Source organism: Phenylobacterium sp. (assembly GCF_016793225.1).
Lineage (GTDB): Bacteria > Pseudomonadota > Alphaproteobacteria > Caulobacterales > Caulobacteraceae > Phenylobacterium.
Genome location: NZ_JAEUMN010000157.1, coordinates 12,414 through 35,472, shown reverse-complemented (window position 1 = coordinate 35,472; position 23,059 = coordinate 12,414). Strand labels below are relative to the sequence as shown.

Genomic DNA, 23,059 nt, shown 5'->3' with positions numbered 1-23,059 from the left:
CGCAAGGCGGCAGGACGGCGGCAATTGCGCGCCGCCGTCCCGCAGGGCCTCACACGAACAGGAAGTCGTTGGCCTGCAGGCTGGCGAGCGAGACGTTCTGCAGGGTGATCACGTGCGTGGCGTCGAGCGTGATCACCACGTCGGCGCCGACCTGCGCCGCGCGGCTCTGCACGCCCGCGAAGTCCACGAACTGCGACGCGTCGAGCTGGATCACGTCCTTCGACTCGAAGTCCGTCACCACGTCCTTTCCGAAGTCGCCCGAGAAGACGAACCGGTCGACGCCGACGCCGCCCGAAAGCGTGTCGTTGCCGAGGCCGCCGTTGAGCGTGTCCGTGCCCACCAGGCCGGTCAGCTTGTCGGCGCCGCCGAGGCCGTTGATCGTGTCGTCCAGCGCCGTGCCGTTCAGCGTGTCGCCGTTGGCCGTGCCGTTGCGCACCGGCGCATTGGCCACGCCGCGGACGGTGACGTTGATGGTCCCGGTGGAGACCGCGCCGTGGCTGTCCTGCACCTGGTAGGTCAGGACGTCGATCAGCGTCTCGGGCTGCTTCAGGGCGTCGGCGGCGTCCCCGCTGGCGACGTAGACCACCTTGCCGTTCACGATCGAGGCCGTGCCGGCGCCGGTCGACGACGTGACGCCGACCAGGGTCAGGGTGTCGCCCGCGTTGCGGTCGGTGTCGTTGGCCAGCACGTCGATGGTGACCGACTGGTTCTCGGCCACGGTCGCGGCGTCGCCGCCCGTGGAAGGCCGGAAGTTCACGAAGAAGCGGGCCACCGAGCCGTCGTGGTCGGACGTCTGGTTGGCCGCCGCCTGGTTGGCGTTGACGTGGACGATGTCGTACTGGGCGCCGGCCGCGAGCTCCGGCGAGGCCAGCATGTGGTCGATCAGCTGGTTGTTGCCCTCGAAGTTGTACGAGTAGCGCTCGTTGGCCGGCAGCAGGTTGGCGAGGTTGCTCAGCCCGCCGGCTTCCAGCTGGGTGACGCTGGTCTCGAACTGGAAGGCGTTGAAGTCGCCGAGGACGAGCACGCGCGCGTCGGGGTCCGAGGCCAGCAGGTTCTCGACGTAGTTGCGGATGTGCAGCGTCTGCTCGACGCGGCGGTCGTCGCCCGCGTTGAGCGCCGGCTGGTTCTGTCCGAACAGGCCGTCGCTGCCCAGGCGCGAGGTGTTGTGCACGCCGATCAGCGTGACCGTCTCGCCGCCGAACGTGAAGACGCCCACCAGCGGCTTGCGGCTGTTCGCGTAGGTGTCGCCGTTGGCCGGCGTCGTGTCGGTGATCTGGCTGACCGAGACGAAGCCCACGCGGTCGGGATTGTAGAGGTAGCCGTTGCGGATGTTGCCGTTCCCCTCCCCGCCGTTCTGGTTGTTCCCGGTGGGGGCCACCTCGACGTAGACGTAGCGGGGCCCGCCGGCGGCGACGATGGCGTCGATCAGCTTCTGGGCGGTCGGCTGTCCGGAGTAGTTCGTCCCGGCGCCGGGGCCGTCGGCGTCCTGGACCTCCTCGAGGCCGATGATGTCCGGCGCGCCCAGGTTGGTGACGATGTTGCCGGCCAGGGCGTCGAACTTGGCCTGCGGGTCGAGGGGATCGAGGTTCTCGACGTTGAAGGCGCCGACGGTCAGGTGCTCGGCGCCGCCGCGCAGCGTGGTGGTCTCGCGGGGGAGGACGACGGGGCCGCTGCCGGCCGAGCCGATCGCGGTGGGCAGCACCTCATAGTTGCCGCCGAAGTAGTGCATGATGCCGGTGATGTCGCCGAGGTCGTCGCCCGTCACCGCGTTGGGCTTGGCGCCGATCGGCGCGACGCCGCTGTCGTAGAAGATCTGGACCCGCTCGGGGTTGAAGTCGCCGGCGCTGACCGTGATGCCGCCCGCGGCGTTCATGCCGGTGGCGTTCGCGCCCTGGTTGGCGACCACCCAGGTGGAGTTGCCGTTGGTGGGGCCCACGGCCTGGGCGTCGGGCACCGTCACCCGCATGCCTTCCAGCGACTCGTAGAAGTCGATGGCGTCCTCGGCGGGGTCGAAGACGGCGAAGTCGTCGTTGTCGATCACCGAGGTCGGGACGAGACGGCCGCCCGTCCCGAGCACGACCGCGGCCGGCAGCGGGTTGCCGCTGCTGAGCACCGTGATGATCGGCGAGTCGATCTCGGTGATGCCGAGGTTGTTGGCGTTGGAGCCGAAGAACTCGTTGACGTCGCCCTCGACCCGCACGAGGTCGCCCACGCTCACCGTCGGCGCGGCGCCGGTGAAGACGAAGATCGCCTCGGACGTGGCGTCGTTGGCGTCGGGGTTCGGATCCTGGATCCAGAAGCCGCGCGCGCCGGTGGTGTCGATCGCCGTGACGATCCCGGTGGTGAACACGTGCGCCCCGTTGAGCGGCGAGATGTGGCCCGCGCCCTGGATGTCGTGGATCGGCACCGGGGTGGTGTCGTCGTTGAGGATCGTCCCGGTCCCCTCGCCCGAGCCCTGGATCGTGGCCGCGCCGCTGACGTTGACGAGGTTGCTCAGCACGACCTTGAAGGTCTCGTTGGCCTCGGTGGTCGTGTCGCCGTTGATGGTGACCGAGATGGTCTGGGTGGCGGGCCCGCCGGCCGCGAAGGTCAGGGTCCCCGAGGCGGCGACGTAGTCGCTCCCGGCCGTGGCGTTGCCGCCGCTCGTGGCGAAGTCGACCGAGAACTCGCCCGCCGTGTTGCTGCGGGTGACGGTGAACACCATGGTGGTCGCGCCCGCGTCGCCCTCGACGATCGAGACGCTGTCGATCGTGACGCTGGCGCCCACGACGGCGGCCTGGCTGGTGACGCTGATGTTGTCCATGCCGATGAACGCGTCGCTTCCCGTGGCGTCCACGGTCATGAAGCGGATCTGGATCGTGGCCTGGCCGTTCAGCGCGCTGGGCAGGTCCAGCGAGATATGGCCCGTCGCGGCGTTGGCGATGTAGGCGCCCGGCACGTTGGTCCAGGTCTCGCCGTCCGCCAGCCGGTACTGGATGTTGAACTGCTGCACCGCGGCGTCGGCGTCGAGCCGGCGCAGGTCGAGGTCGAGATGCAGGCTCTGGCGGCCGGTGGCGTTGAGGTACAGCACGAGGCTGGGAGCGTCGGCCGTGCCCGACCCCTGGAAGCCCACGACCGGATTGGCGCCATGGAACTCGGCCACGCCGCCGTTGCTGATGGCGAAGCTCGACTGGTTGGCGATCACGTCGACGGCGCCCAGGTTCGAACCGGTGAGCGTGCGCGCATCGGTGTTGGTGATCGACCCGCTGCTGATGTCGCCCAGGTAGCCGACGATGCTGGGCACGCCGCTCCAGTCGTCGTTGGCGGTGATCAGGGAGATGTTGGACCAGTCCTGGAAGAAGTCCCCACCAGCCAGGTTGAAATAGACCGCGCTCATTATGCCCCCACTGAAACACCCGTTACGCGGCCCCTCCCCAGGGGCCGGTCAGCCAACCAAGCCTGCCCCAGGTTCGAGCGCAAGCGCCGGCGGCCGTTCGCCCACAGGCGGCGCACAGTTGCGGCCGCGCTGCCCGCGCAGAGCCCGCTCTGCGCAAGGATCGGGCTGGCTTAGCGAGCCCGGGTGACAGGTCGAAGACGGTCTGATCAAAGTCCCGCGTCCGCCACGCAGGCGGCGATCCCATCGACGGCGCATCCCGCCGCGGCTCAGGAGTCCCGAATGAAGTTGGCCTTCATCGCCGCCGCCCTGAGCCTCGCGGCGGGGCCGCTCGCCGCGGCGGTCAAGCCGGTCCCCCGCGACGCGCGGGTCTGGGCCGCGGCCGAGGCGGCGCGCGCCGAGCAGCTGAAGCTGCTCGAAACGGTGGTGAACATCGACTCCGGGACGGGCGACGTCGAGGGGGGCCGGAAGGTCGCCGCCGTCCTGATCCCGCGCCTCGAGGCGCTGGGCATGACGGTCGAGAAGGTCCCGGCCGAGGCGCCGGGACTGCCCGAGAACATCGTCGCCACGCTGAAGGGGACGGGCAAGGCCCGCATCCTGCTGATCGGGCACCTCGACACCGTGTTCGAGCCCGGGACGGCGGCGAAGTGGCCCTATTCGACGGCCGGCGACCGAGCCACCGGGCCCGGCGTCGGCGACGAGAAGGGCGGGGTCGTGGCCGGGGTCTATGCGCTCGGGATCCTGCGCGACCTCGGGTTCAGGGACTTCCGGCAGATCGTCTTCCTGATCGAGAGCTCGGAGGAGCGCGGGTCCCCGGGCACGCGCAAGCTGATCGACCGCCTGCTGGCCGACGCCGACGTGGAGCTGAACCTCGAGCCGGGCGACGCCCCCGACGTGATCACGGTCTGGCGCAAGGGCTCGACGGTCGTGAACATCGCGGTCAAGGGCCGCGCCGCGCACGCCGGGGTCGCGCCGCAGGAGGGCCGCAACGCGGCGGAGGAGCTGATCAACCAGCTCAAGGGAACGGCGCAGTTCCCGAAGACCGGCGACGGCACGACGCTGAACCTGACGGTCCTGGACGCGGGCACGCGCAACAACATCATCCCCGAGGACGCCAGCGCGACCCTGAGCCTGCGCGTGCGGGAGAAGGCCGAGGCCGAGCGCGTCTTCTCGGCGCTGGAGGCCAACGCGCGCACGACGGTCATTCCCGACACCCGGGTGACGGTGACGCGGCAGCCCTCCTTCCCGCCCCTGCCCGACAATCCCGCCACCGACGCCCTCGCCGACCGCGCGGCGGCGATCTACGCCGGCCTGGGACTTTCGCTCGGCCGGGGCGGCAATGGCGGCGCCTCGGAGTCGGCCCTGGCCCACGAGGCGGGCGTGCCCGCGCTGGACGGACTGGGCCCGGTCGGCGGGGCGTTCCACTCGGACAAGGAGTGGATCGACCTCAGGAGCGTGACGCCGCGGCTCTACCTGCTGACCAAGCTGATCATGGACGTGGCGAAGACGCCGCCCGCGCGGCACGCCCGGACGCGCTGAGCGTCGGGTTCAGGCGGCGATCCCGGCGATCCACTCGCGCAGCACCGCCAGCACCTGCTCGGGCGGCGCGTACCCGCGCGTGACGACGCCGTAGACGCCCTGGGCGTTCGGCCCGCCGACCAGGGTGGGAAAGCCCGTGACGCCGGCGCGGTGCGATGTCGCGTAGTCGCGCCAGGTCTCCTGCTTGGCCTCCTCGGTGGACCAGTCGGCCAGGAAACGCTCGCGATCGAGCCCGAAGTCGGCGGCGAGATCGGCCAGGACCTCGGGCCGGGTCACGTCCCGGCCCTCGGCGTAGAAGCCGCGCTGCACGGCCGCCAGGTATCGCAGGGCCACGTCCTGCCCCTCGCGGCGCACCACCACCACGGCGCGCGCGGCGGGGTCGGTGTCGTAGACGAAGCCGGGCTGGTTGATCACCGCGGGATCGAAGGGCAGCCCGGACGCCTCGTGCACATGATGCCAGTGCCCGGCGATGTCGACCTTGGCCTTGTCGGTCATCGGCTCTTCCGTGCCGGGCCGCAGACCCCCCATGATCACCCGGATCGGCAGGGCGTTGCCGTAGGCGGCGCGGACCTGCTCGATGACCGGCGAGAACCCATAGCACCACGAGCACATCGGGTCGGAGAAGTAGATCAGATGCGGGCCGTCCATCCCTCGCCTCCTTGTCCGCGCGATGATCGCAGCGATCCGGCCACGGGTCACGCGCGCTCTTCACCTTCGCCGCCCAATGGGTCCACACTCGTCCCATGGCGCACGACCATCACGACCATCATCACGACCACGATCATGAGCAGGAGCCGCCCTCCGAGATCGCCCTGCGCGTGAAGGCCCTGGAATCGCTGCTCGTGGAGAAGGGCCTCGTCGAGCCGGCGGCGCTCGACGCCATCGTCGACCACTACGAGCACAAGGTGGGCCCCAGGAACGGCGCGCGCGTGGTCGCCCGGGCGTGGACGGACCCGGACTACCGCCGCCGGCTGCAGGAGGACGCGACCGCCGCGATCGCCGAGTTCGGCTTCACCGGGCGCCAGGGCGAGCACATGATCGCGGTGGAGAACGGCCCCGGCGTTCACAACCTCGTCGTCTGCACCCTGTGCTCCTGCTACCCCTGGCCCGTCCTGGGCCTGCCGCCGGTCTGGTACAAGTCGCCGCCCTACCGCTCGCGCGCCGTGATCGATCCGCGCGGCGTGCTGCGCGAGTTCGGGACCGAGCTCCCCGAGGACGTCGAGGTGCGGGTCTGGGATTCCACGGCCGAGGTCCGCTACCTGGTCATTCCCGAGCGCCCGCAGGGGACCGAGCACCTGGACGAGGGGGCCCTGGCCGCCCTCGTCACGCGGGACGGCATGATCGGGACGGCGCGGCTGTGAACGGCGTCCACGACATGGGGGGCATGCACGGGATGGGTCCCGTCGCGCCCGAGCCGGGCGAGCCCGTGTTCCACCACGCGTGGGAGGGCCGGGTCCACGCCATGACCCTCGCCTCCCCGACCCGGGGAAACATCGACGCGGGCCGCCACCAGCTCGAGCGGCTGCCGCCGGCGGAATACCTGCGGATGAGCTACTACGAGAAGTGGCTCGCCCGGCTCGAGCTGCTGCTGGTGCAAGGCGGGTTCGTGACCGCCGAGGAACTGGCGACGGGCCGCGCCGACCCGGCCGCGCCGAAGGGGACGCCCGTGCGCCCCGCGGACAGTGTCGAGGCCGCGCTCACCGGCCCCTATTCCTACGTCCGCGAGGCCGGGGCGCCCGCCTACGCCGTCGGCGACAGGGTCCGCGCCCGCCGGATCAGCCCGCCGGGCCACTGCCGTCTGCCCCGCTACGTCCGCGGCTGCGTCGGAACGATCCTGCGCCGCCACGGCGCGCATGTGCTGCCGGACGCCAACGCACACGACCTGGGGGAGCAGCCCGCGCAACTGTACACGGTGCGCTTCGCCGCGCGCGACGTGTGGGGGCCCGAGGCGTCCGCCATCGACAGCATCAGCCTGGATCTCTGGGAGCCCTACCTTGAGCGCGCCTGACGTCCTGGCGCTGCCGCGTCTCCCGCGCGACGCCGAGGGGCCCGTCTTCGCCGAACCCTGGCAGGCGCAGGCCTTCGCGCTCGCCCTCAGGCTCCATGAGGCCGGCGCGTTCAGCTGGCCCGATTGGGCGGAAGCCCTGTCGCAGGAGCTGGCGAAGGACCCGGCCGACGACGGCTCCCGCTACTACGAGCATTGGGTGGCCGCGCTCGAGCGGCTGGTCGACACCGGGGGCCTGACAAGCGCCGCCGAGCGTGCGGCCCGGCAGGCCGCCTGGGCCGAGGCCTACCGGCGCACGCCCCACGGCCGACCGGTCGAATTGTGAAGCTTCAGGGAACCGTCGCCATGACCACGCGCTCAAGCTCGTGGAGGACGGAATGGTTCAACTTGCGGTGACCCTGAAGGACGGGGACTGGACGGTCTTTCACGACGGCAAGGCCGTGGCCGGCGAGCTCTCACGCTCGGCCGCCGTGCAGATGGCCAAGGACCTGGCGTTCGAGGCCGAGGAGCGCGGCGAACCGGTCGAGCTCCTGATCCAGGGCTACTATGGCGAAGTGAGCCGCCGCATCACGGGCGGCTCCGAGGACTAGCCCCGACGCATCTGCGCCTTCATCTCGCGCTTCGCGCGGGCCTCAGCCTTGGCCTGGGCCTTGCGGGCCTTCCGCTCGTCGCGCTTCAGCTGGAGCATCAGCTCCTCGTCGTTCTCGCGCGCCAGGCGGGCCTCTTCCTCGGCCTTCTCCTTGGCGATGCGCGCGGCTTCCTTCTCGGCGGCGCGACGCTCGCGGACTTCCGCCAGCTCGCGCGCCTTCTTCTGCTCGCGCGTCTCGAAGGCGCCTTCGGCCCGGACGGTCGGCTTCGGCTTGAACTTCTCGAGGAGGGCTTTCCGGGCCTCGGCCTGAGCGGCGAGACGATCGGAGAAGCCAGGCATGACCTTGGATTCTCTCATGTTCACTTATGGCAGTTGATGAAACTGGTTGGCCCCGCGAGGGAAACCCCCGCGGGAGCCGAGAGGTTGCGCGACCTCAGCCGACGATCTCGTCGTCCTTGAAGAACTGCGCGATCTCGATCCCGGCGTTTTCCAGGCTGTCCGAACCGTGCACCGAGTTCTCGCCCACGCTCTCGGCGTAGAGCTTGCGGATCGTGCCGTCGGCGGCCTGGGCCGGGTTGGTGGCGCCCATCACCTCACGGTACTTCGCCACGGCGTTCGGGCCTTCCAGCACCTGCACCACGACCGGCGCGGAGGTCATGAAGTCGACGAGCTCGCCGTAGAACGGGCGCTCCTTGTGCACCTCGTAGAACTTCTCGGCCTGGGCCTTGCTCATCCGGATGCGGCGCTGAGCCACGATCCGCAGGCCGGCGTCTTCGATCACCGCGTTGATCTTGCCGGTCAGGTTCCGCCGCGTGGCGTCCGGCTTGATGATCGAGAAGGTGCGTTCGGTCATGGGCTCCGCTGGGCTACTGCAGATGTGGGAAAGACGCGGGGCAGGCCCCCGCGCGAGTGGCGCGGTCTATATCGTGATGCCGCCCGCCAGCGCAACCCGGGATGCGCCCCGGGCGCCGGGCCAGATTCGCGCAGGCATGACGCACCCGCGCGCGTCTGATAGAGCCCCCCGCCAGCTAGCCCCATGTTGCAGATCAACGACCTTGTCCTCGACGCCTGGGGACGCCGCTTCTTCGACCACGCCACGGTCACCCTGCCCAAGGACGCCAAGGTCGGCCTCGTGGGGCGCAACGGCGTGGGCAAGACCACGCTGTTCAAGGTCATCCTGGGCCAGCTCGTCCACGGCTCGGGCGAGATCGGCCTGCCGCGCCATGCCCGGATCGGATCGGTCGACCAGGAGCACCCCGCCACTCCCGTGTCGCTGCTCGACACCGTGCTCGAGGCCGATGTCGAGCGGCACACCCTGCTGGGGCGGCTGGACACCGCGCCCCCCGAGGACCTGGGCGACATCTACGCGCGCCTGATCGAGATCGACGCCGATCGCGCCCCTTCGCGCGCCGCCGAGATCCTCGCGGGCCTGGGATTCAGCCAGGCCGACCTGGCGCGGCCGATGGCCGAGTTCTCGGGCGGCTGGCGGATGCGCGTCGCGCTGGCCGCGAGCCTGTTCGCCGAGCCCGACCTGCTGCTGCTGGACGAACCCACCAACTACCTGGATCTGGAAGGGGCGCTCTGGCTCGAGGCGCGCCTCAAGAAGTACCCCCACAGCGCCATCGTGATCAGCCACGACCGCGAACTGCTGAACAACTCGTGCGACCACATCCTGCACCTGAAGGACGGGAAGCTGAACCTGTACGTCGGCGGCTACGACGCCTTCGAGCGGCAGCTGACCGAGAAGCTGCGTTTGCAGGAGGCGATGCGCGTGAAGATCGAGGCGCAGCGGGCCCACCTGCAGTCGTTCGTGGACCGGTTCCGCTACAAGGAGTCCAAGGCCCGCCAGGCGCAGTCGCGCCTGAAGATGATCGCGCGCCTGCCGCCGGTCGCCGCGGTGGTGGAGGAGCGGGTGACGCCGTTCGTGCTGCCCTCGCCCGAGCGGCCGCTGGCGCCGCCGCTGCTGCGGCTGGAGGACGCCGCCGTGGGCTATGGCGGACCGCCGATCCTGAAGAAGCTGAACCTGCGCCTGGACGTGGACGACCGCATCGGGCTGCTGGGAGTCAACGGCGCCGGCAAATCCACCTTCGCCAAGCTGGTCGCAGGCGCGCTGAACGCCGAGACCGGGCGGCTGCACCGCTCCCCGCGCCTCAAGGTCGGCTGGTTCCACCAGCACCAGATCGAGGCGATGGACCCCGACGACACCCCGCTGGAGATCATCCGCCGGGTGATGCCCGAGGCGACGGAGGCGTCACGGCGCAACCGGCTGGCGCAGTTCGGGATCGGCTTCGAGAAGGTGGAGACGACGGTCGCCAACCTGTCGGGGGGCGAGCGGGCGCGCCTGCTGCTGAACCTGGTGGCGATGGAGGCGCCTCACCTCCTGATCCTCGACGAGCCGACCAACCACCTCGACATCGACTCGCGCCGCGCGCTGCTGGACGCGCTGAACGCGTACGAGGGCGCGGTCATCCTGATCACCCACGACCGGTCGCTGATGGAACTGGTGGCCGACCGGCTATGGCTCGCCGCCGACGGCGGCATCGAGCCGTTCGACGGCGACCTGGAGGACTACGCCAACTTCGTCCTGGAGCGCGCCCGGATGGCCGCGCGAAGCCCGACGCAGGTGAAAGCCGAGACCGCTCCGCCGCCGCCGCCTCCGCCGCCGCCGGCAAGGGCCCGGGTTCCCACGGGACCCGCCCGCCGACGGGCGGAAGCGGCCGAGGCCGCCCTGCAGAAGGCCACCGAACTGGTGGCGATCATCGATCGGGCCCTCGCGGACCCGGCGACCTTCTCGGGCGACCCCGCCAAGGCCGCTGAGCTGGGGCGCAGGCGGGAGGCCGCACAGGCCGCCCTGGAGCGGGCGGAACTGGAGTGGATCGAGGCCCAGGAGGCCTACGAGGCGGTCCTCAGGTGATGTGCTTGGGGCTGATGGGATCCGAGCCGGGGAAGGTCTCCTCGATCGCCTCGTCCAGCAGCGCCTCCTGACGGTCCTCGGCCGAGGCCTCGCGCTCCGCGAGATGATCGTGCTTCTGGCCTTCCGGCAGCGGCTCGGCGCTGCGGCTCGAAGGACCTTCCACGCTGCGCTGTTCCCTGATGTCGCAGGTCGGGTCCGTGGCCAGGTCGGCGGTCGCCCCGCTCGTGCCGTGGGTCAGGCCGCGATCCTTGTCGTGCTTACCGGTTTGCATTTGACGCTCCTCGCATTCGGTATGGGGAACGTCGGCCAGGCGAAGGGGTTGCCTTGGCCGTAGCCGCATCGACGTCCCGTGCGGTCAGCCTCGCTTGGGACCGCCGAGCAGGATCTGGCCCTCGTTCTGGAGCCGGCCCTTCAGCTTGTTGGCGATCATGCCGAAGATGCCCGGCAGGACCACGTCCAGCCGGACGTCCTGGTCGGACACGTCGATGGACCCGGTGATGGTCTGGCCGATCGCCTGCAGCGAGAAGGCGAGCCGGTCACCCGTCCAGCTCTGCTTCAGCTCGCCCACGGCGCCGATCTGGCTGGTGAGGCCGCCGAGGCCCTCGGAGATGCGGCGGCGGGCTTCGGCGCGGCCCAGCTGGTGCGGGATGGTGACGGTGATCGGCTTGCTCATGGGCCCTAGAACGATCCAGGCGGCGCAGGGGGTTCCCGTCGTGGGCGCCGCGCCTTAGCCTCGCGGGCGATGGAACCCGACCGCAGCCTCTTCGGCAACGGCCCCTACCCTGCCACAGGCCCGTTGGCGGTGCTGGCGCGCGTGGCGTTCCTGGGCGCGCTTCTGGCGATCGTCGTGGCGGTCTTCCTGCCCTCGCGCCTGGTGCCGGATTTCGTGCGCTCGACCAACCTGCAGCACTTCGCAGCCTACTATGTGGCGGGCCTCCTGGGCCTCGCCGCCTCGCCCCGGACTCCGATCCGCCAGGTGGCGTTCCGGATCTTCGCTTTCGCCACCGTCCTGGAGAGCCTTCATCTGCTCTCGGGCGCGCGGCTTCGGCCGCTGATCGACAACTGGGTCGCCGACCTGGGGGGACTGGCCGCCGCGCTGGCGCCCGTGGCGGTGGCGCACTTCCGGCGGCGCTTCGAACGGCCCGGCGCCGGCTAGAGGAACATCCAGCGTCGGTGCTGCTCGCGGACGCGAAGGTTGTTCTGCACGTTCACGACGCCGTCGACGTCGGCGACATCCTCGATGCGGCGCTTGTCGGCCTTGCGCCGGACGGTGCCGTTCAGGATCACCTCGCCGTTGCGCACGTCCACCTCGACGTCGCTGAGATCCAGTCGCCGCTCGTCCTCGAGCCGCTCGGTGATCACCGCCCAGAGCACCCGGTCGGAGGGCCCGTCGCGGCGTCCCTGCCGGCGGTCGGCCCAGGCGTCGGCGCGGCGGCGGTCGTCATGGCGGGGCGGATCGTCGCGGTAACGGCCCTCGTCGTAGCGGCGGGGTTCGTCGTAGGCCCGCACCTCGCCGAGCGGGCGCCGCTCGTCGCGTCGGTCCCAACGCTCGTCCCGGTCCACCCGGTACCCGGTCCGGTGCTCCGGATCGTAGGCGTAGCGGTCTGAGTAATCCGCCTGGCCGTAGTCGTCGCGGTCGCGGTCCCTCAGGCGCCGCAGACGCTCGCTCTCCAGGTCGCGCCAGTCTTCCCGCGCCATCCAGCGTCTCCTTGAAACGGTCTTGATGCTGACGGAGAAACCTGCGCCTTGCGCTTCGGTTCCCGAAGCCGACCATGGGCCTGGGCCCGATTCCGCGGAGCTGACCGAGCCTTGCTAGCCCAAGACCCCGACGCGCGGCCCGGCTCCCTCCCCGAGGACGTGGAAGAGGAACTGGCCGCCGTCCTGCCCGAGACGCAGGGCTCGCGGTTCGGGCGGTTCCTGGGCGGCGCGATCTGGCATTTCGTGGCCGTGATCCTGCTGGCGGCGGCGGCGTTCATCCTGTGGCGGGAATTCCACGACCTCAGCCCCCAGGAGCTGGCCGCGGCGATCCGCGCCTGGGGCTGGGACTCGACGCTGATGGCCATCGGCCTGTCGGCCGGAAGCTTCGCCCTGATGGGGGTCGTCGAGCTGATGGGCCTGCGATGGGCCGGCGCCCGCATCGGCGCCGGCTCGGCCATGGCGGGGGGCTTCATCGCCTGCGCCCTGTCGCACAGCCTGGGCGCGAACCTGCTCGTCGCGGGGGCGGTGCGGGCCCGCTTCTACGCCAAGCACGGGATCACCCTGCGCCAGGTGGCGGCGGCCACCGTGTTCAACAGCTTCACCTTCACCGCCGGCATCGCGACCCTGGCGGGCTTCAGCCTGCTGCTGGCGGGCAGCCACGAGATCGCCGCGGTCAGCCGCATCGCCAATCCGGTCGCCGACGTGCTCGGCGGGCTGCTTCTGGCGGGCGTTGGCGGCTACGTCGTGCTGTGCGCCGTGCTGAGAAAGCCGCTGCGCGCGTTCGGCCACAGCGTGAAGCTGCCCTCGCTCAAGGTGGCCCTGGCGCAGCTCGCGATCGGGACGATCGACAACGCCATGGCCGCCGCCATCCTGTGGGTTCTGCTACCTGCGGGTGCGATCGGCTACTTCGCCTTCGTGGGATCCTATGCGCCGTCCGTGATCGTCGGCCTCATCTCGCACGTGCCGGGCGGCGTAGGGGTGTTCGAGAGCACGCTTTCGACCCTCACGAAGGGGCTGAACCCCGCCGCGCTGGCCGCGGGCTTCCTGGGCTACCGCCTCTTCTTCTTCCTGCTGCCGCTGATGATCGCGGGCCTCGCGCTGGCCGCCGACACCGTGCGGGAACGCGCCCGCGCCGCCCGGCCCTGAAAAAAATTCTACCAGTGGATGCATCCCGTGCATCCGGGCGCGCCCTGGCCTCGTAACTCCGACGTCCGCGCATCTCCCACACACACGGACAAAAACGCGGCAGCGGCCCTGTTCCCCGACAACCGCCGCCGTACGCCCCGGTCCCCCGCCTCCCGTCGCGGGGACCGGGGCGACCCTTATCCGGAAGCTCCAAAACCGCTACTGGAACGGCCATGAGCCGCCCCCTCGCCGTTTTCGCCTACGATTTCGACGGCACCCTCGCGCCCGGCAACATGCAGGAACACGCGTTCATCCCGGACGAGCTGGGGATGGACCACGCCGACTTCTGGGCCGAGGCGGGGCGCCTGGCGCGCGCCCAGCGGGGCGACGGCATCCTGGCCTACATGCACCTGATGCTCGCCAAGGCCCGCGAGAAGGGCCTTGAGCTCAGCCTGGAGAGCTGGCGTCGCCGCGGCGCGAGCCTGCCGCTGTTCCCGGGCGTCGAGGACTGGTTCGCCCGGCAGAACGCGCGGGCCGAGGCGCTGGGGCTGGACCTGCGCCACTTCATCATCTCGTCCGGCAACCGCGAGCTGATCGAGGGCTCGCCGATCGCCGGCTGGTTCGAGCGCATCTACGCCTCGGGCTTCATGTTCGACGAGGACGACGACGCCATGGGGATCGCCCTGGCGATCAACTACACGGCCAAGACCCAGTACCTGTTCCGGATCAACAAATGGACCCTGGACGAGTGGGACAACGAGGGGATCAACGCCTACCTCGTCGACCGCGAGCGCCCGGTGCCGTTCAGCCGCATCGCGTTCTTCGGCGACGGGCTCACCGACATCCCGGTGATGCGGGTGATGACCGACCACGGCGGCCACCCCGTGGCGGTCTACGATCCGCAGACGCCGATCACCGAGGCCGCAGCCGCCAAGCTGCTGGCCGACGGCCGATCCCGGCTGGCGGCCGGCGGCGACTACCGCGAAGGCTCCAGGCTGGACACGCTGGCCGAGGACATCCTGCGCGAGATGGCCCGCGGCGTGACCAGCGACATGTTCGGGTAGCTGACCGGCCGCGACAGGGGAGGTAAGGCTCGCCTCAGCGGTCGTCGTACAGCCGCCGCAGCACCGCGGGCGCGAGGCCCGGGAGGTCCTCGGAGATCAGGCCGGGACCATGCAGGTCGGCGGCTTCGGCGTGGATCCAGGCGGCGGCGCAGGCGGCTTCGAAGCTGTCCATGCCCTGGCTGACCAGGCCGCCGATGAACCCCGCCAGCACGTCGCCCGAGCCGGCGGTGGCGAGCCAGGGCGAGCCGTTGACGTTGACGGCCGCGCGGCCGTCCGGCGCGGCAATGACGGTGTCCGGGCCTTTCAGCAGCACGACCGCCCCGGCTCGTTCGGCGGCCTTGCGGGCGGCGGTGATCCGCTCGGGCGACGCCTTCAACAGGCCCGGGAACAGCCGCTCGAACTCGCCCGCGTGCGGCGTGAGGACGTCGTCGCGATCGAGCACGGAGAACAGCTCCTCGGGATCGTCCCGGAAGACCGTGATCGCGTCGGCGTCGATCACCAGCGCCGCGCCCGTGCGGGCGAGCGCCAGAACGTTCAGCAGGGTCGTCTCGCTCACGCCCGCGGCCGGGCCGATGATGGCCGCGTCGGCGGTGTCGGCCGCCTGCTCCAGCTCCAGGTCGGTCGCGAAGGGACGCAGCATCACGGCTTCCAGGTGCGCGGCGTTCGGGGCGAGCGCCTCCTCGGTGGCGTAGAGGGTGACGAGGCCCGCCCCGATGCGCAGGCCCGCCCGGGCCGCGAGCCGCGCGGCCCCGGTGCTCCAGGCCTCGCCGGAGATCACGATCAGGCGTCCGCGGGCATGCTTGTGGGCGGTCGCCGTCGGCCAGGGGAAGCGGGCGAGCCAGAGCTCGGGGCCATTCTCCACGAGCTTCGACGGCGTCGCGCCCAGCCCGATGTCGGCCACCACCACCTCGCCGCAGAGGCTGCGGCCGGGCTCCAGCACCAGCCCCGGCTTGCGGGCGTGGAAGGTCACGGTCAGCCCGGCGCAGACGGCGGGCCCCTTGGGCTGGCCCGTGTCGCCCGGCACGCCGCTGGGAACGTCCACCGCGACGACCGCCTCCGGCCGCCCGGCCAGAGCCGCGGCGGCCTGCGCGGCCACGCCGTCCAGGGGCCGCGAGAGGCCGGCCCCGAAGAGCGCATCGACGACGAGCCCCTCGCCGGCCCTGCCCTCCAGCGCGCGGGTCTCGCCGTCCCAGCGCGCGGCCATGGCCTGCGCGTCGGCGGTGGCCGGCTCGCCCAGCCGGCGGACCTCGACCGGCCAGCCCCGCGCCTTCAGCAGACGGGCGATCACATAGCCGTCGCCGCCGTTGTTGCCCGGTCCGCAGAGCACCTGCGTCGGCTGGGGGCTGAAGCGCGCGGCGATCGCCTCGACCACGGCCGCGCCCGCCCGCTCCATCAACTCGACGCCCGGCGTGCCCCGCGCGATCGCGGCGCGGTCGGCCGCGGTCATCTCGGCGACGGTGAGGATCGGCTGGGCGGTCACGCGGGACTCCGTTGGCGGCCAACGGTGTTTCACCCCGCGCGCCCGGGTTCAAGCCCCGCTCAGAGCACCTGCGTCGCGGCCTCGGCGCCCTTCTCGACCAGCCGCACCGTTCCGCCGTCGGTTTCCAGGACGGTGATGGAGCAATGGTCGGGCCGGAACGCCAGGACCTGGTCGACGCCCAGCAGGCGCGAAACGGCGGCGTTGATCGCGACGTAGTGCGAGAAGACGGCCGTGTGGCCCCGGCGGCTGAGCGACTCGACGATCTCCCCGCGCCAGGCGTCGTAGTCGAGGTCGCCGCGGATGTCGGACCAGACCCCCTCGAAGGCCCTGCGCAGCCACGCCGGGCGCTCGGCCGCGCTCAGGCCCGACGGCGTCGGGATCTCGCCCACCACCGGGTCGACCTCGATCGTGACGCCCAGGGCCTGCGCCGTGGGCTCGGCGGTCTCGCGGCAGCGCCGCAGGGGCGAGCTGACGACCAGCCGCGGCCGCTCGTCCTGGGGACGCGACAGCAGCCAGTCCCGCGCCGCCCGCGCCTGCCCCTGCCCGGTCTCGTCGAGGCCGGGGTCGTCGTCGTGGCCGCCCCAGGTGGAGGACGGCCGGCCGTGCCGGATGAGGTAGAGCCGCGCCATGGTCACGCCGGGGTGAAGATGTTGAGGTCGCCCGCCTGCGACACGGTTCCCTTGCGGCCCACCTGTTCCGAGGCCTCCATCGAGGCCAGGGTCGCGGGATCGGCCGGCGTGTTGGCCACGAACCGGCGGCCGTTCTCGTCACGGCCCACGACGATCGCCATGAAGGGTCCCTCTCGCTTGTGGACAACGGTGTAGGTCTCGATCGTGCCGACGCCCTGCGGCGTCTCGACGATCTCGGGGTGCGGCAGCGCATCGATCTCGCGCTGCAGGACCGCCGGGTCCTCGCGCTCGAACGGCCTGTCGGGCGGCGTGGTGGAGTAGATGCCGGTGGACTGCTTGGTGAGGTACCAGCCGTTGCCCGTGATCAGGCCGTAGGCGCCCGGCTTCTCCGTGAGCTTGCGGTGCATCACGGCCACGGAGTGCATGACGTAGTTGTTCCCGGGGCCGCCCATGTAGGGGAGCCCGCCGGTCACCGTCAGGCCGCGCGGATCGTCCAGCGACAGCCCCAGTTCCTCGGCCCCGACCTCCACCGCCACCGGGAAGCACGAGTAGAGGTCGATGAAGTCGATCCGGTCGAGACCGACGCCGGCCATCTCGAACGCCCGCTTCCCGGTGAGCCGCATCGCCGGGCTGGAGTGGAAGTTCTGGCGGTCGGTGAGATTCCACAGGTCGGCCGCGTCGGCGCAGCCGTGCAGATAGACCCACTTCGATTCCGGGACGCCCAGCTCGCGCGCCTTCCTGACGCTGCAGACGAGGACGGCCGCCGACTGGTCCACCTCCATGATGGCGTTGAGCAGCTTCGGGTACGGGAAGCCGATCATCCGGTTCTTCTCGGAGACCTCGACCAGCTCCTCGGGCGTGCGGGCGGTGGGGAACCAGGCGTCCGGGTTCTTCGCCGCCACCTGGCTGAACGCGGAGAACAGCTTGCCCAGCCGCTTCTGGTGGTCGGGGATCGAGCGCTTGTCGCGGGCCCGCAGGGCGTTCTCGAACATCGGATAGATGTTGATCGGGCGGTTCAGGCCGTGGCGGCCCTCATAGGGGGTGTTGCCCGGCCGGGGATCGCCGACCCGCTGGGGCGGATCGAGCGTCTCGTCCTCGACGGCCTTCCAGTCGTCGAACGGGAGCCCCTTGCCGGCGCGCTTCATGGCCGAGCCCAGGAACTCGCATCCCACGGTGAGGGCCAGGTCCGCCTCGCCGCGCGCGATCCGCTCGGCCAGCATGTTGATCAGGTACTGGGGCGTGTTGCCGCCCATCTCGGAGTAGGCGCTCCAGCGCGGGTTCGCGCCGATCATGCCGGAGAGCAGCGCCGGCGGGTTGGTGGAGTGCGGAATCATCCCCCGCTTCGAGCCGGGCGCGTCGATGGTGAAGCCCGCCACGGCCAGCGTGTCGATCGCCGCCAGGCCCGCCGCGCCGATGCCGGCGTCCGCCGCGGCGCGTTCCGCCGCAATCTTCAGCAAAGTGGTCGGCGACGGCGAAGCGGCCGGATCGCCCCGGTAGGTGAATTGGCCCGCTCCGATGAGCACCGGGGTCCGTTCGTCCATGTCAGCTCTCACTCCCGAGACGTTTCGCGGCGATCCTAGGGGTGGAAGACGCCGTCACAAGGCGATTCCCGGCCTGATCGTTTTTTGAACTTTCGGCGCCTATTTCCTAGGCGCCCGCTCAGTTTCGCAACTCGCCCCAACGGCAAGCAACCGCTCGCCGCTTGTGAGGGCGGCCCGGCGCGTGCTGGGTCGCCCGCAACCGGCGGGGGCCCCGGCGACCGCAAGCCAATGTCGAGCGCATGAAAAAGATCGAAGCCATCATCAAGCCCTTCAAGCTCGACGAGGTGAAGGAGGCTCTCCAGGAACTGGGCGTCCAGGGGATGACCGTCATCGAAGCCAAGGGCTACGGGCGCCAGAAGGGCCAGACCGAGCTCTACCGCGGCGCCGAGTACGTCGTGGACTTCTTGCCCAAGATCAAGGTCGAGGTCGTGGTCGCGGACGATCAGTTGGACCGCGCGCTGGAGGCCATCGCCGGCGCCGCGCGCACCGGTCGGATCGGGGACGGCAAGATCTTCGTCACCGAGGTGCTGGACGTCGTGCGGATCCGCACGGGCGAGTCCGGCGCGATCGCCATCTGAACATCGGGTCTATCGAAAGGGGATAATCAACAATGGCTTCCGCCAAGGACATCCAGAACCTCATCAAGGAAAAGGACGTCAAATACGTCGACGTCCGCTTCACCGACGTGCGCGGCAAGATGCAGCACGTGACCTTCGACATCGACCTGGTGGACGAGGAATTCCTCACCGACGGCACCATGTTCGACGGCTCCTCGATCGCCGGCTGGAAGGCGATCAACGAGTCCGACATGAAGCTGCGTCCCGACCTGGACTCGGCGATCATCGACCCGTTCTACCAGCAGACCACGCTGGCGCTGTTCTGCGACGTCGTGAACCCCGACACCAACACGCCCTACAACCGCGACCCGCGCTCGATCGCCAAGGCCGCGCTGAACCACGTGAAGGCGCTGGGCATCGGCGACACCGTCTACTTCGGTCCGGAAGCCGAGTTCTTCATCTTCGACGACGTGCAGTGGAACACCGCCCCGCACGACACCCGCTACTCCTACGACTCCACCGAACTGCCGGTCAGCTCGGGCAAGGCCTATCCGGAAGGCAACATGGGCCACCGGCCCGGCCCGAAGGGCGGCTACTTCCCCGTGAACCCGGTGGACTCGGGTCAGGACCTGCGCGGCGAGATGCTGGCGGTCATGGGCGAGCTGGGCATGAAGCCCGAGAAGCACCACCACGAGGTGGCGCCCGCCCAGCACGAGCTCGGCCTGAAGTTCGACGAGCTGATCACCATGGCCGACCGCCTGCAGCTCTATAAGTACGTGATCCACAATGTGGCCCACGCCTACGGCAAGACGGCCACCTTCATGGCCAAGCCGATGTTCGGCGACAACGGCTCGGGCATGCACGTGCACCAGTCGATCTGGAAGGCCGGCAAGCCGATGTTCGCGGGCGACAAGTACGCCGGCCTCTCGGACATGTGCCTCTGGTACATCGGCGGCATCATCAAGCACGCCAAGGCGATCAACGCGTTCTCGAACTCCACGACGAACTCGTACAAGCGCCTGGTGCCGGGCTACGAAGCCCCGGTGAAGCTGGCCTACTCGGCCCGCAACCGCTCGGCCTCGATCCGCATCCCGCACGTGGACTCGCCGAAGGCCAAGCGCATCGAGGCCCGCTTCCCCGACCCGATGGGCAACCCCTACCTGACCTTCGTGGCCCTGCTGATGGCCGGCCTCGACGGGATCGAGAACAAGATCGATCCGGGTCCGGCCATGGACAAGAACCTCTACGACCTGCCGCCGCGCGAGCAGAAGAAGGTTCCGGAAGTCTGCGGCAGCCTGCGCGAAGCCCTCGAGAACCTCGACCGCGACCGCGCCTTCCTCAAGAAGGGCGGCGTCATGGATGACGACTTCATCGACAGCTACATCGAGCTGAAGATGGAAGAGGTGATGCGCCTGCAGCTGCACCCGCACCCGGTCGAATTCGACATGTACTACAAGTGCTAGCCGCCTGACGTTCAGGTGGACCGGAAGGGGCCGCGGAGCGATCCGCGGCCCTTTTTCGTGGCCGGCCCCGACGGCGGACGGACGGCGCGGCGCGACCGCCGGCAGTTGAGAGGCGGCGCCGACCCGCTCTAGAAGGACGGAAACCCTTCGCAGAGTGCCCGCCTTGAAATCCGCGTTCCTCGCCGCCGCCCTCCTGCTGGCGGCCGCCTCCCCGGTCTTCGCCCAGCCGTCCGCCGGTCCCCAGCCCGTCGCCCTGCCCCCCGCGGTCCCCGCCCCGCGCGACGTGGCCTATCCGGGCGTGATCCGGCTGGAGGTGGACCTCACCGACACGGCCCGACGCATCTGGCGCGTGAAGGAGACGATCCCCGTCGCCCAGAGCGGTCCCCTCACCCTGCTCTATCCGCAGTGGCTGCCCGGCAAGCACGCGCCGCGGGGCGCCATCGACAAGCTCGCCGGCCTGGTGATCAAGGGCGACGGCAAGACGATCCCCTGGGTGCGCGACACGGTGGACGTCTACGCCTTCCACCTGGACGTGCCCGCAGGCGTGCGGGAGATCACCGCGGAGTTCCAGTTCCTGACTCCCACCGCGCCCAACCAGGGCCGGGTGATGGTGACGCCCGAGATGCTGAACCTGCAGTGGGAGGCCGTGGCGCTCTATCCCGCAGGCCACTTCAGCCGGCGGGTCATGGTGGAGCCGCGCATCCGGCTGCCGGGCGGATGGGGCTATGGCGTGGCCCTGGACACCGCCGCGCGCGAGGGCGACGTGGTCCGCTTCAAGCCGGTCGACTTCGAGACCCTGGTGGACTCCCCGATCTTCGCCGGCCGCCACTTCCGCCAGATCGACCTCGACCCGGGCGCGAGGATCCCCGTCCGCCTGAACGTGGTGGGCGACACGGCCGGCGAACTCGTGGTCGCCGACAAGGTGGTCGAGACGCACAGGAACCTCGTGCGCCAGGCGGACAAGCTGTTCGGCTCGCGCCCCTTCGACCGCTACGAGTTCCTGCTGGCCATTTCCGACCGGCTGGGCGGCATCGGCCTGGAGCACCATCGCTCCAGCGAGAACCAGGTGGAGCCGGGCTACTTCACCGACTTCGACAAGGCGGTGACCGACCGCAACCTGCTGGCGCACGAATACACCCACGCCTGGGACGGCAAGTACCGCCGCCCGGCAGAGCTCTGGACGCCGAACTACAACGTGCCGATGCGCGGCCAGCTCCTGTGGGTCTACGAGGGCCAGGACCAGTACTGGGGCTATGTCCTGGGCGGCCGCTCGGGCATGTTCTCGAAGGAGGAGAGCCTGGAGGCCCTGGCCGCGACCGCCGCCACCTACGAGACCCGCATCGGCCGGCGCTGGCGGCACATGGAGGACACCGGACAGGATCCGGTGATGTCGGCCCGGCGGCCGCAGCCGTGGGTGAGCTGGCAGCGCAGCGAGGAGTACTATTCCGAGGGCCAGCTGATCTGGCTCGACGCCGACACCCTGATCCGCGAGCGGTCCGGCGGGAAGCGCTCGCTGGACGACTTCGCCCGCGCCTTCTTCGGCGGCAAGGACGGCGACTGGACGGTGCGGCCCTACACCTTCGAGGATGTCGTCGCGGCGCTGAACGCCGTCGAGCCCTACGACTGGGCGACGTTCCTGAAGGTGCGGATCAGGGACGTGGCCGTGAAGCCGCCGCTGGACGGCATCACCCGCGGCGGCTGGAAGCTGGTCTACGACGAGACGCCCACCAGCTACTTCAAGGCCGCCGAGACGGCCGGCAAGAACACCAACCTGACCTATTCGCTGGGCGTGGTCCTGGGCCGCGAGGGCGAGGTGACCAGCGTGCTGTGGGACAGCCCGGCGTTCGACGCGGGCCTCACGGTTTCGACGCGGATCCTGGCCGTGGACGGCATCGCCTATGACGCCGATCGGCTGAAGGCGGCGATCACCGCCGCCAAGGACGGCCGGCCCATCAGCCTGCTGGTCCGGAACGGAGACCATTTCCAGACGATCCCGATCACCTACCGGGGCGGCCTGCGCTATCCCCGCCTGGAACGACTCCCCGGGAAGCCGGACCTGCTCAGCGAGATCTACCGGCCGCGGTAGCGGCTCACGACAGCCGCTCGTCCAGCCAGGCGCCCGAGGTACGGATCGCGCGGCGCGCGGCGTTCAGCACGGCGCCGTAGGCCTGGAACACGTGGATCATCTCGGGCCAGACCTCGAGCCGGACCTCCACGCGCGCCTGGGCCAGGACGTCGGCGAGGGTCACGCTGTCGGAGAGCAGCGCCTCTTCCGAGCCGGTCTGGATCATCACCGGCGCCACGCCCTCGAAGTCGCCGAAGATCGGCGACGCCAGCGGATCGTGCGGATCGAGGCCGCCGAGATAGGCCAGGGCCATCTGGTCCAGGCCCGCCTTGGTGATCACCGGGTCCACGTCGGCCTTGGTCCGGTAGCTGGCCCCGGACTGCGTCAGGTCGGCCCACGGGCTGATGGCGAGATAGCCCGCCGGCTGCGGCAGCCCCGCGGCCTTGAGGGACAGCGCGAGCGCCATGGCGAGGCCGCCGCCGGCGGAGTCCCCCGCGACCGCGAGGCCGGCCGGCTCGGTCCCCGCGTCGAGCAGGGCCCGGTAGACCGCCGTGGCGTCCTCGACGGCGCCGGGAAACCGGGTCTCGGGGCCCAGCCGATAGTCCGGTACGATCGCGACCGCCCTCGCCGCCTCGGCGAGGCGGGCCACCATCGGCCGATGGCTGCGCGGGCTGCCGATCGTGTAGCCGCCGCCGTGCAGGTAGAGGAGGCGCCGCCCCTCCACCGCCCCTTGCGGCACGACCCGCTCGCCCTTCACCCCGCTGAGCGCAAGCGGCTCGTGGAAGCACCCTCTCGGAAGCGCGCCGGCCTCGCCCACCGCGTCCATGGCCGCGCGCCGCTCGGCGTAGCTGGGCGGCGAGGACGGGTCCGGCGCCCGCGCCGCCAGCAGGGCCCGCACGCCCGCGATCTCAGGATCCCGCCAGCTCGCCAACGCACCCTCCGAAGGCTCGCCCCCGTCAGCGTGCCTAGAATCTGAGCGTGCCCTAGAATCACGGCGGCCGCACAGCGGTCTCTGGC

23 protein-coding genes are annotated in these 23,059 nt (G+C 70.6%); 12 read left to right on the top strand and 11 right to left on the bottom strand.

Going from position 1 to position 23,059, the window contains the following annotated elements; translation table 11 throughout:
- Positions 1 to 49: 49 nt before the first annotated feature.
- Complete coding sequence (locus JNK30_RS18790) at positions 50 to 3,376, bottom strand: Calx-beta domain-containing protein (RefSeq protein WP_293484590.1); 3,327 nt, start codon at positions 3,374 to 3,376, stop codon at positions 50 to 52.
- Between the two features lie 279 nt (positions 3,377 to 3,655).
- On the opposite strand from JNK30_RS18790, the gene JNK30_RS18785 reads away from it, so the two are divergent.
- On the top strand, positions 3,656 to 4,912 hold the full coding sequence (locus tag JNK30_RS18785) for a glutamate carboxypeptidase (RefSeq protein ID WP_293484588.1): 1,257 nt from the start codon (positions 3,656 to 3,658) through the stop codon (positions 4,910 to 4,912).
- Between the two features lie 9 nt (positions 4,913 to 4,921).
- Here JNK30_RS18785 and JNK30_RS18780 read toward each other — a convergent pair whose 3' ends face one another.
- Positions 4,922 to 5,560 carry a DsbA family protein gene (locus JNK30_RS18780; protein ID WP_293484586.1) on the bottom strand — a complete coding sequence of 213 codons (639 nt, stop codon included), beginning with the start codon at positions 5,558 to 5,560 and terminating at the stop codon, positions 4,922 to 4,924.
- A gap of 95 nt (positions 5,561 to 5,655) precedes the next feature.
- Here JNK30_RS18780 and nthA point away from each other — a divergent pair, with 95 nt between their 5' ends.
- From nthA to JNK30_RS18760, 4 genes are read left to right on the top strand one after another with little or no spacing between them, the layout of a single operon-like run.
- A complete protein-coding gene (nthA, locus tag JNK30_RS18775) occupies positions 5,656 to 6,273 on the top strand; it encodes a nitrile hydratase subunit alpha (RefSeq protein WP_293484584.1) in 618 nt (205 codons plus the stop codon).
- Positions 6,270 to 6,920 carry a nitrile hydratase subunit beta gene (nthB, locus tag JNK30_RS18770; RefSeq protein WP_367118765.1) on the top strand — a complete coding sequence of 217 codons (651 nt, stop codon included), beginning with the start codon at positions 6,270 to 6,272 and terminating at the stop codon, positions 6,918 to 6,920. The genes nthA and nthB overlap by 4 nt, the downstream gene beginning before the upstream one ends.
- Positions 6,907 to 7,242: a nitrile hydratase accessory protein gene (locus JNK30_RS18765; RefSeq protein WP_293484580.1), complete on the top strand. Its 336-nt coding sequence runs from the start codon at positions 6,907 to 6,909 to the stop codon at positions 7,240 to 7,242. The genes nthB and JNK30_RS18765 overlap by 14 nt, the downstream gene beginning before the upstream one ends.
- A gap of 52 nt (positions 7,243 to 7,294) precedes the next feature.
- Positions 7,295 to 7,507, top strand: coding sequence for a hypothetical protein (locus JNK30_RS18760; protein ID WP_293484578.1), 213 nt, complete (start codon positions 7,295 to 7,297; stop codon positions 7,505 to 7,507).
- Here JNK30_RS18760 and JNK30_RS18755 read toward each other — a convergent pair.
- Both JNK30_RS18755 and ndk read right to left on the bottom strand, forming a co-directional pair.
- Entirely contained in the window at positions 7,504 to 7,863 is a 360-nt protein-coding gene (locus JNK30_RS18755; RefSeq protein WP_293484576.1) for a DUF6481 family protein, read from the bottom strand. The two genes, JNK30_RS18760 and JNK30_RS18755, sit on opposite strands and share 4 nt — an antisense overlap.
- A 76-nt stretch (positions 7,864 to 7,939) precedes the next feature.
- Positions 7,940 to 8,359 (bottom strand): nucleoside-diphosphate kinase, encoded by a 420-nt coding sequence (gene ndk / locus JNK30_RS18750; protein ID WP_293484575.1) that lies wholly within the window; start codon positions 8,357 to 8,359, stop codon positions 7,940 to 7,942.
- Between the two features lie 183 nt (positions 8,360 to 8,542).
- On the opposite strand from ndk, the gene JNK30_RS18745 reads away from it, so the two are divergent.
- Positions 8,543 to 10,420: an ABC-F family ATP-binding cassette domain-containing protein gene (locus JNK30_RS18745; protein WP_293484573.1), complete on the top strand. Its 1,878-nt coding sequence runs from the start codon at positions 8,543 to 8,545 to the stop codon at positions 10,418 to 10,420.
- Here JNK30_RS18745 and JNK30_RS18740 read toward each other — a convergent pair.
- Together JNK30_RS18740 and JNK30_RS18735 are read right to left on the bottom strand one after the other, a co-directional pair.
- Positions 10,413 to 10,691, bottom strand: coding sequence for a hypothetical protein (locus JNK30_RS18740; protein WP_293484571.1), 279 nt, complete (start codon positions 10,689 to 10,691; stop codon positions 10,413 to 10,415). The genes JNK30_RS18745 and JNK30_RS18740 overlap by 8 nt on opposite strands.
- 84 nt (positions 10,692 to 10,775) lie before the next feature.
- On the bottom strand, positions 10,776 to 11,093 hold the full coding sequence (locus JNK30_RS18735; protein WP_293484569.1) for a polyhydroxyalkanoic acid system family protein: 318 nt from the start codon (positions 11,091 to 11,093) through the stop codon (positions 10,776 to 10,778).
- A 69-nt stretch (positions 11,094 to 11,162) separates the two neighbouring features.
- Between JNK30_RS18735 and JNK30_RS18730 the strand changes: the two genes are divergently transcribed.
- Positions 11,163 to 11,576: a hypothetical protein gene (locus tag JNK30_RS18730; RefSeq protein WP_293484567.1), complete on the top strand. Its 414-nt coding sequence runs from the start codon at positions 11,163 to 11,165 to the stop codon at positions 11,574 to 11,576.
- Here JNK30_RS18730 and JNK30_RS18725 read toward each other — a convergent pair.
- Positions 11,573 to 12,118: a BON domain-containing protein gene (locus JNK30_RS18725; protein ID WP_293484565.1), complete on the bottom strand. Its 546-nt coding sequence runs from the start codon at positions 12,116 to 12,118 to the stop codon at positions 11,573 to 11,575. The genes JNK30_RS18730 and JNK30_RS18725 overlap by 4 nt on opposite strands.
- A gap of 111 nt (positions 12,119 to 12,229) precedes the next feature.
- On the opposite strand from JNK30_RS18725, the gene JNK30_RS18720 reads away from it, so the two are divergent.
- The gene (locus JNK30_RS18720; protein ID WP_293484563.1) at positions 12,230 to 13,264 is read left to right on the top strand and encodes a lysylphosphatidylglycerol synthase domain-containing protein; all 1,035 of its coding nucleotides are present in this window, start codon (positions 12,230 to 12,232) and stop codon (positions 13,262 to 13,264) included.
- A gap of 212 nt (positions 13,265 to 13,476) precedes the next feature.
- Positions 13,477 to 14,307, top strand: coding sequence for an HAD family hydrolase (locus JNK30_RS18715; RefSeq protein WP_293484561.1), 831 nt, complete (start codon positions 13,477 to 13,479; stop codon positions 14,305 to 14,307).
- A 34-nt stretch (positions 14,308 to 14,341) separates the two neighbouring features.
- Here JNK30_RS18715 and JNK30_RS18710 read toward each other — a convergent pair whose 3' ends face one another.
- The 3 genes from JNK30_RS18710 to JNK30_RS18700 are packed head-to-tail and all read right to left on the bottom strand — an operon-like array spanning position 14,342 to position 17,957.
- A complete protein-coding gene (locus tag JNK30_RS18710) occupies positions 14,342 to 15,787 on the bottom strand; it encodes an NAD(P)H-hydrate dehydratase (RefSeq protein WP_293484559.1) in 1,446 nt (481 codons plus the stop codon).
- Positions 15,788 to 15,846: 59 nt separating this feature from the next.
- Complete coding sequence (locus JNK30_RS18705) at positions 15,847 to 16,416, bottom strand: histidine phosphatase family protein (RefSeq protein ID WP_293484608.1); 570 nt, start codon at positions 16,414 to 16,416, stop codon at positions 15,847 to 15,849.
- Between the two features lie 2 nt (positions 16,417 to 16,418).
- Positions 16,419 to 17,957 carry an acetyl-CoA acetyltransferase gene (locus JNK30_RS18700; RefSeq protein WP_293484557.1) on the bottom strand — a complete coding sequence of 513 codons (1,539 nt, stop codon included), beginning with the start codon at positions 17,955 to 17,957 and terminating at the stop codon, positions 16,419 to 16,421.
- A 239-nt stretch (positions 17,958 to 18,196) separates the two neighbouring features.
- Here JNK30_RS18700 and JNK30_RS18695 point away from each other — a divergent pair, with 239 nt between their 5' ends.
- The 3 genes from JNK30_RS18695 (at position 18,197) to JNK30_RS18685 (ending at position 22,063) form a co-directional block, all read left to right on the top strand.
- On the top strand, positions 18,197 to 18,535 hold the full coding sequence (locus tag JNK30_RS18695; protein ID WP_293484555.1) for a P-II family nitrogen regulator: 339 nt from the start codon (positions 18,197 to 18,199) through the stop codon (positions 18,533 to 18,535).
- A gap of 32 nt (positions 18,536 to 18,567) precedes the next feature.
- Positions 18,568 to 19,977, top strand: a complete 1,410-nt coding sequence (gene glnA / locus JNK30_RS18690; RefSeq protein WP_293484553.1) for a type I glutamate--ammonia ligase — start codon at positions 18,568 to 18,570, stop codon at positions 19,975 to 19,977.
- Positions 19,978 to 20,131: 154 nt separating this feature from the next.
- Positions 20,132 to 22,063 carry a M61 family metallopeptidase gene (locus tag JNK30_RS18685; protein ID WP_367118764.1) on the top strand — a complete coding sequence of 644 codons (1,932 nt, stop codon included), beginning with the start codon at positions 20,132 to 20,134 and terminating at the stop codon, positions 22,061 to 22,063.
- Positions 22,064 to 22,067: 4 nt separating this feature from the next.
- Here JNK30_RS18685 and JNK30_RS18680 read toward each other — a convergent pair whose 3' ends face one another.
- On the bottom strand, positions 22,068 to 22,973 hold the full coding sequence (locus JNK30_RS18680; RefSeq protein ID WP_293484549.1) for an alpha/beta hydrolase: 906 nt from the start codon (positions 22,971 to 22,973) through the stop codon (positions 22,068 to 22,070).
- Positions 22,974 to 23,059: the final 86 nt, after the last annotated feature.

Coding starts and splice junctions, on each gene's coding strand:
- JNK30_RS18790 (WP_293484590.1), bottom strand. CDS start 3,376: ATGAGCGCGGTCTATTTCAACCTGGCTGGTGGGGACTTCTTCCAGGAC.
- JNK30_RS18785 (WP_293484588.1), top strand. CDS start 3,656: ATGAAGTTGGCCTTCATCGCCGCCGCCCTGAGCCTCGCGGCGGGGCCG.
- JNK30_RS18780 (WP_293484586.1), bottom strand. CDS start 5,560: ATGGACGGCCCGCATCTGATCTACTTCTCCGACCCGATGTGCTCGTGG.
- nthA (WP_293484584.1), top strand. CDS start 5,656: ATGGCGCACGACCATCACGACCATCATCACGACCACGATCATGAGCAG.
- JNK30_RS18760 (WP_293484578.1), top strand. CDS start 7,295: ATGGTTCAACTTGCGGTGACCCTGAAGGACGGGGACTGGACGGTCTTT.
- JNK30_RS18755 (WP_293484576.1), bottom strand. CDS start 7,863: ATGAGAGAATCCAAGGTCATGCCTGGCTTCTCCGATCGTCTCGCCGCT.
- ndk (WP_293484575.1), bottom strand. CDS start 8,359: ATGACCGAACGCACCTTCTCGATCATCAAGCCGGACGCCACGCGGCGG.
- JNK30_RS18745 (WP_293484573.1), top strand. CDS start 8,543: ATGTTGCAGATCAACGACCTTGTCCTCGACGCCTGGGGACGCCGCTTC.
- JNK30_RS18740 (WP_293484571.1), bottom strand. CDS start 10,691: ATGCAAACCGGTAAGCACGACAAGGATCGCGGCCTGACCCACGGCACG.
- JNK30_RS18735 (WP_293484569.1), bottom strand. CDS start 11,093: ATGAGCAAGCCGATCACCGTCACCATCCCGCACCAGCTGGGCCGCGCC.
- JNK30_RS18730 (WP_293484567.1), top strand. CDS start 11,163: ATGGAACCCGACCGCAGCCTCTTCGGCAACGGCCCCTACCCTGCCACA.
- JNK30_RS18725 (WP_293484565.1), bottom strand. CDS start 12,118: ATGGCGCGGGAAGACTGGCGCGACCTGGAGAGCGAGCGTCTGCGGCGC.
- JNK30_RS18715 (WP_293484561.1), top strand. CDS start 13,477: ATGAGCCGCCCCCTCGCCGTTTTCGCCTACGATTTCGACGGCACCCTC.
- JNK30_RS18705 (WP_293484608.1), bottom strand. CDS start 16,416: ATGGCGCGGCTCTACCTCATCCGGCACGGCCGGCCGTCCTCCACCTGG.
- JNK30_RS18700 (WP_293484557.1), bottom strand. CDS start 17,957: ATGGACGAACGGACCCCGGTGCTCATCGGAGCGGGCCAATTCACCTAC.
- JNK30_RS18695 (WP_293484555.1), top strand. CDS start 18,197: ATGAAAAAGATCGAAGCCATCATCAAGCCCTTCAAGCTCGACGAGGTG.
- glnA (WP_293484553.1), top strand. CDS start 18,568: ATGGCTTCCGCCAAGGACATCCAGAACCTCATCAAGGAAAAGGACGTC.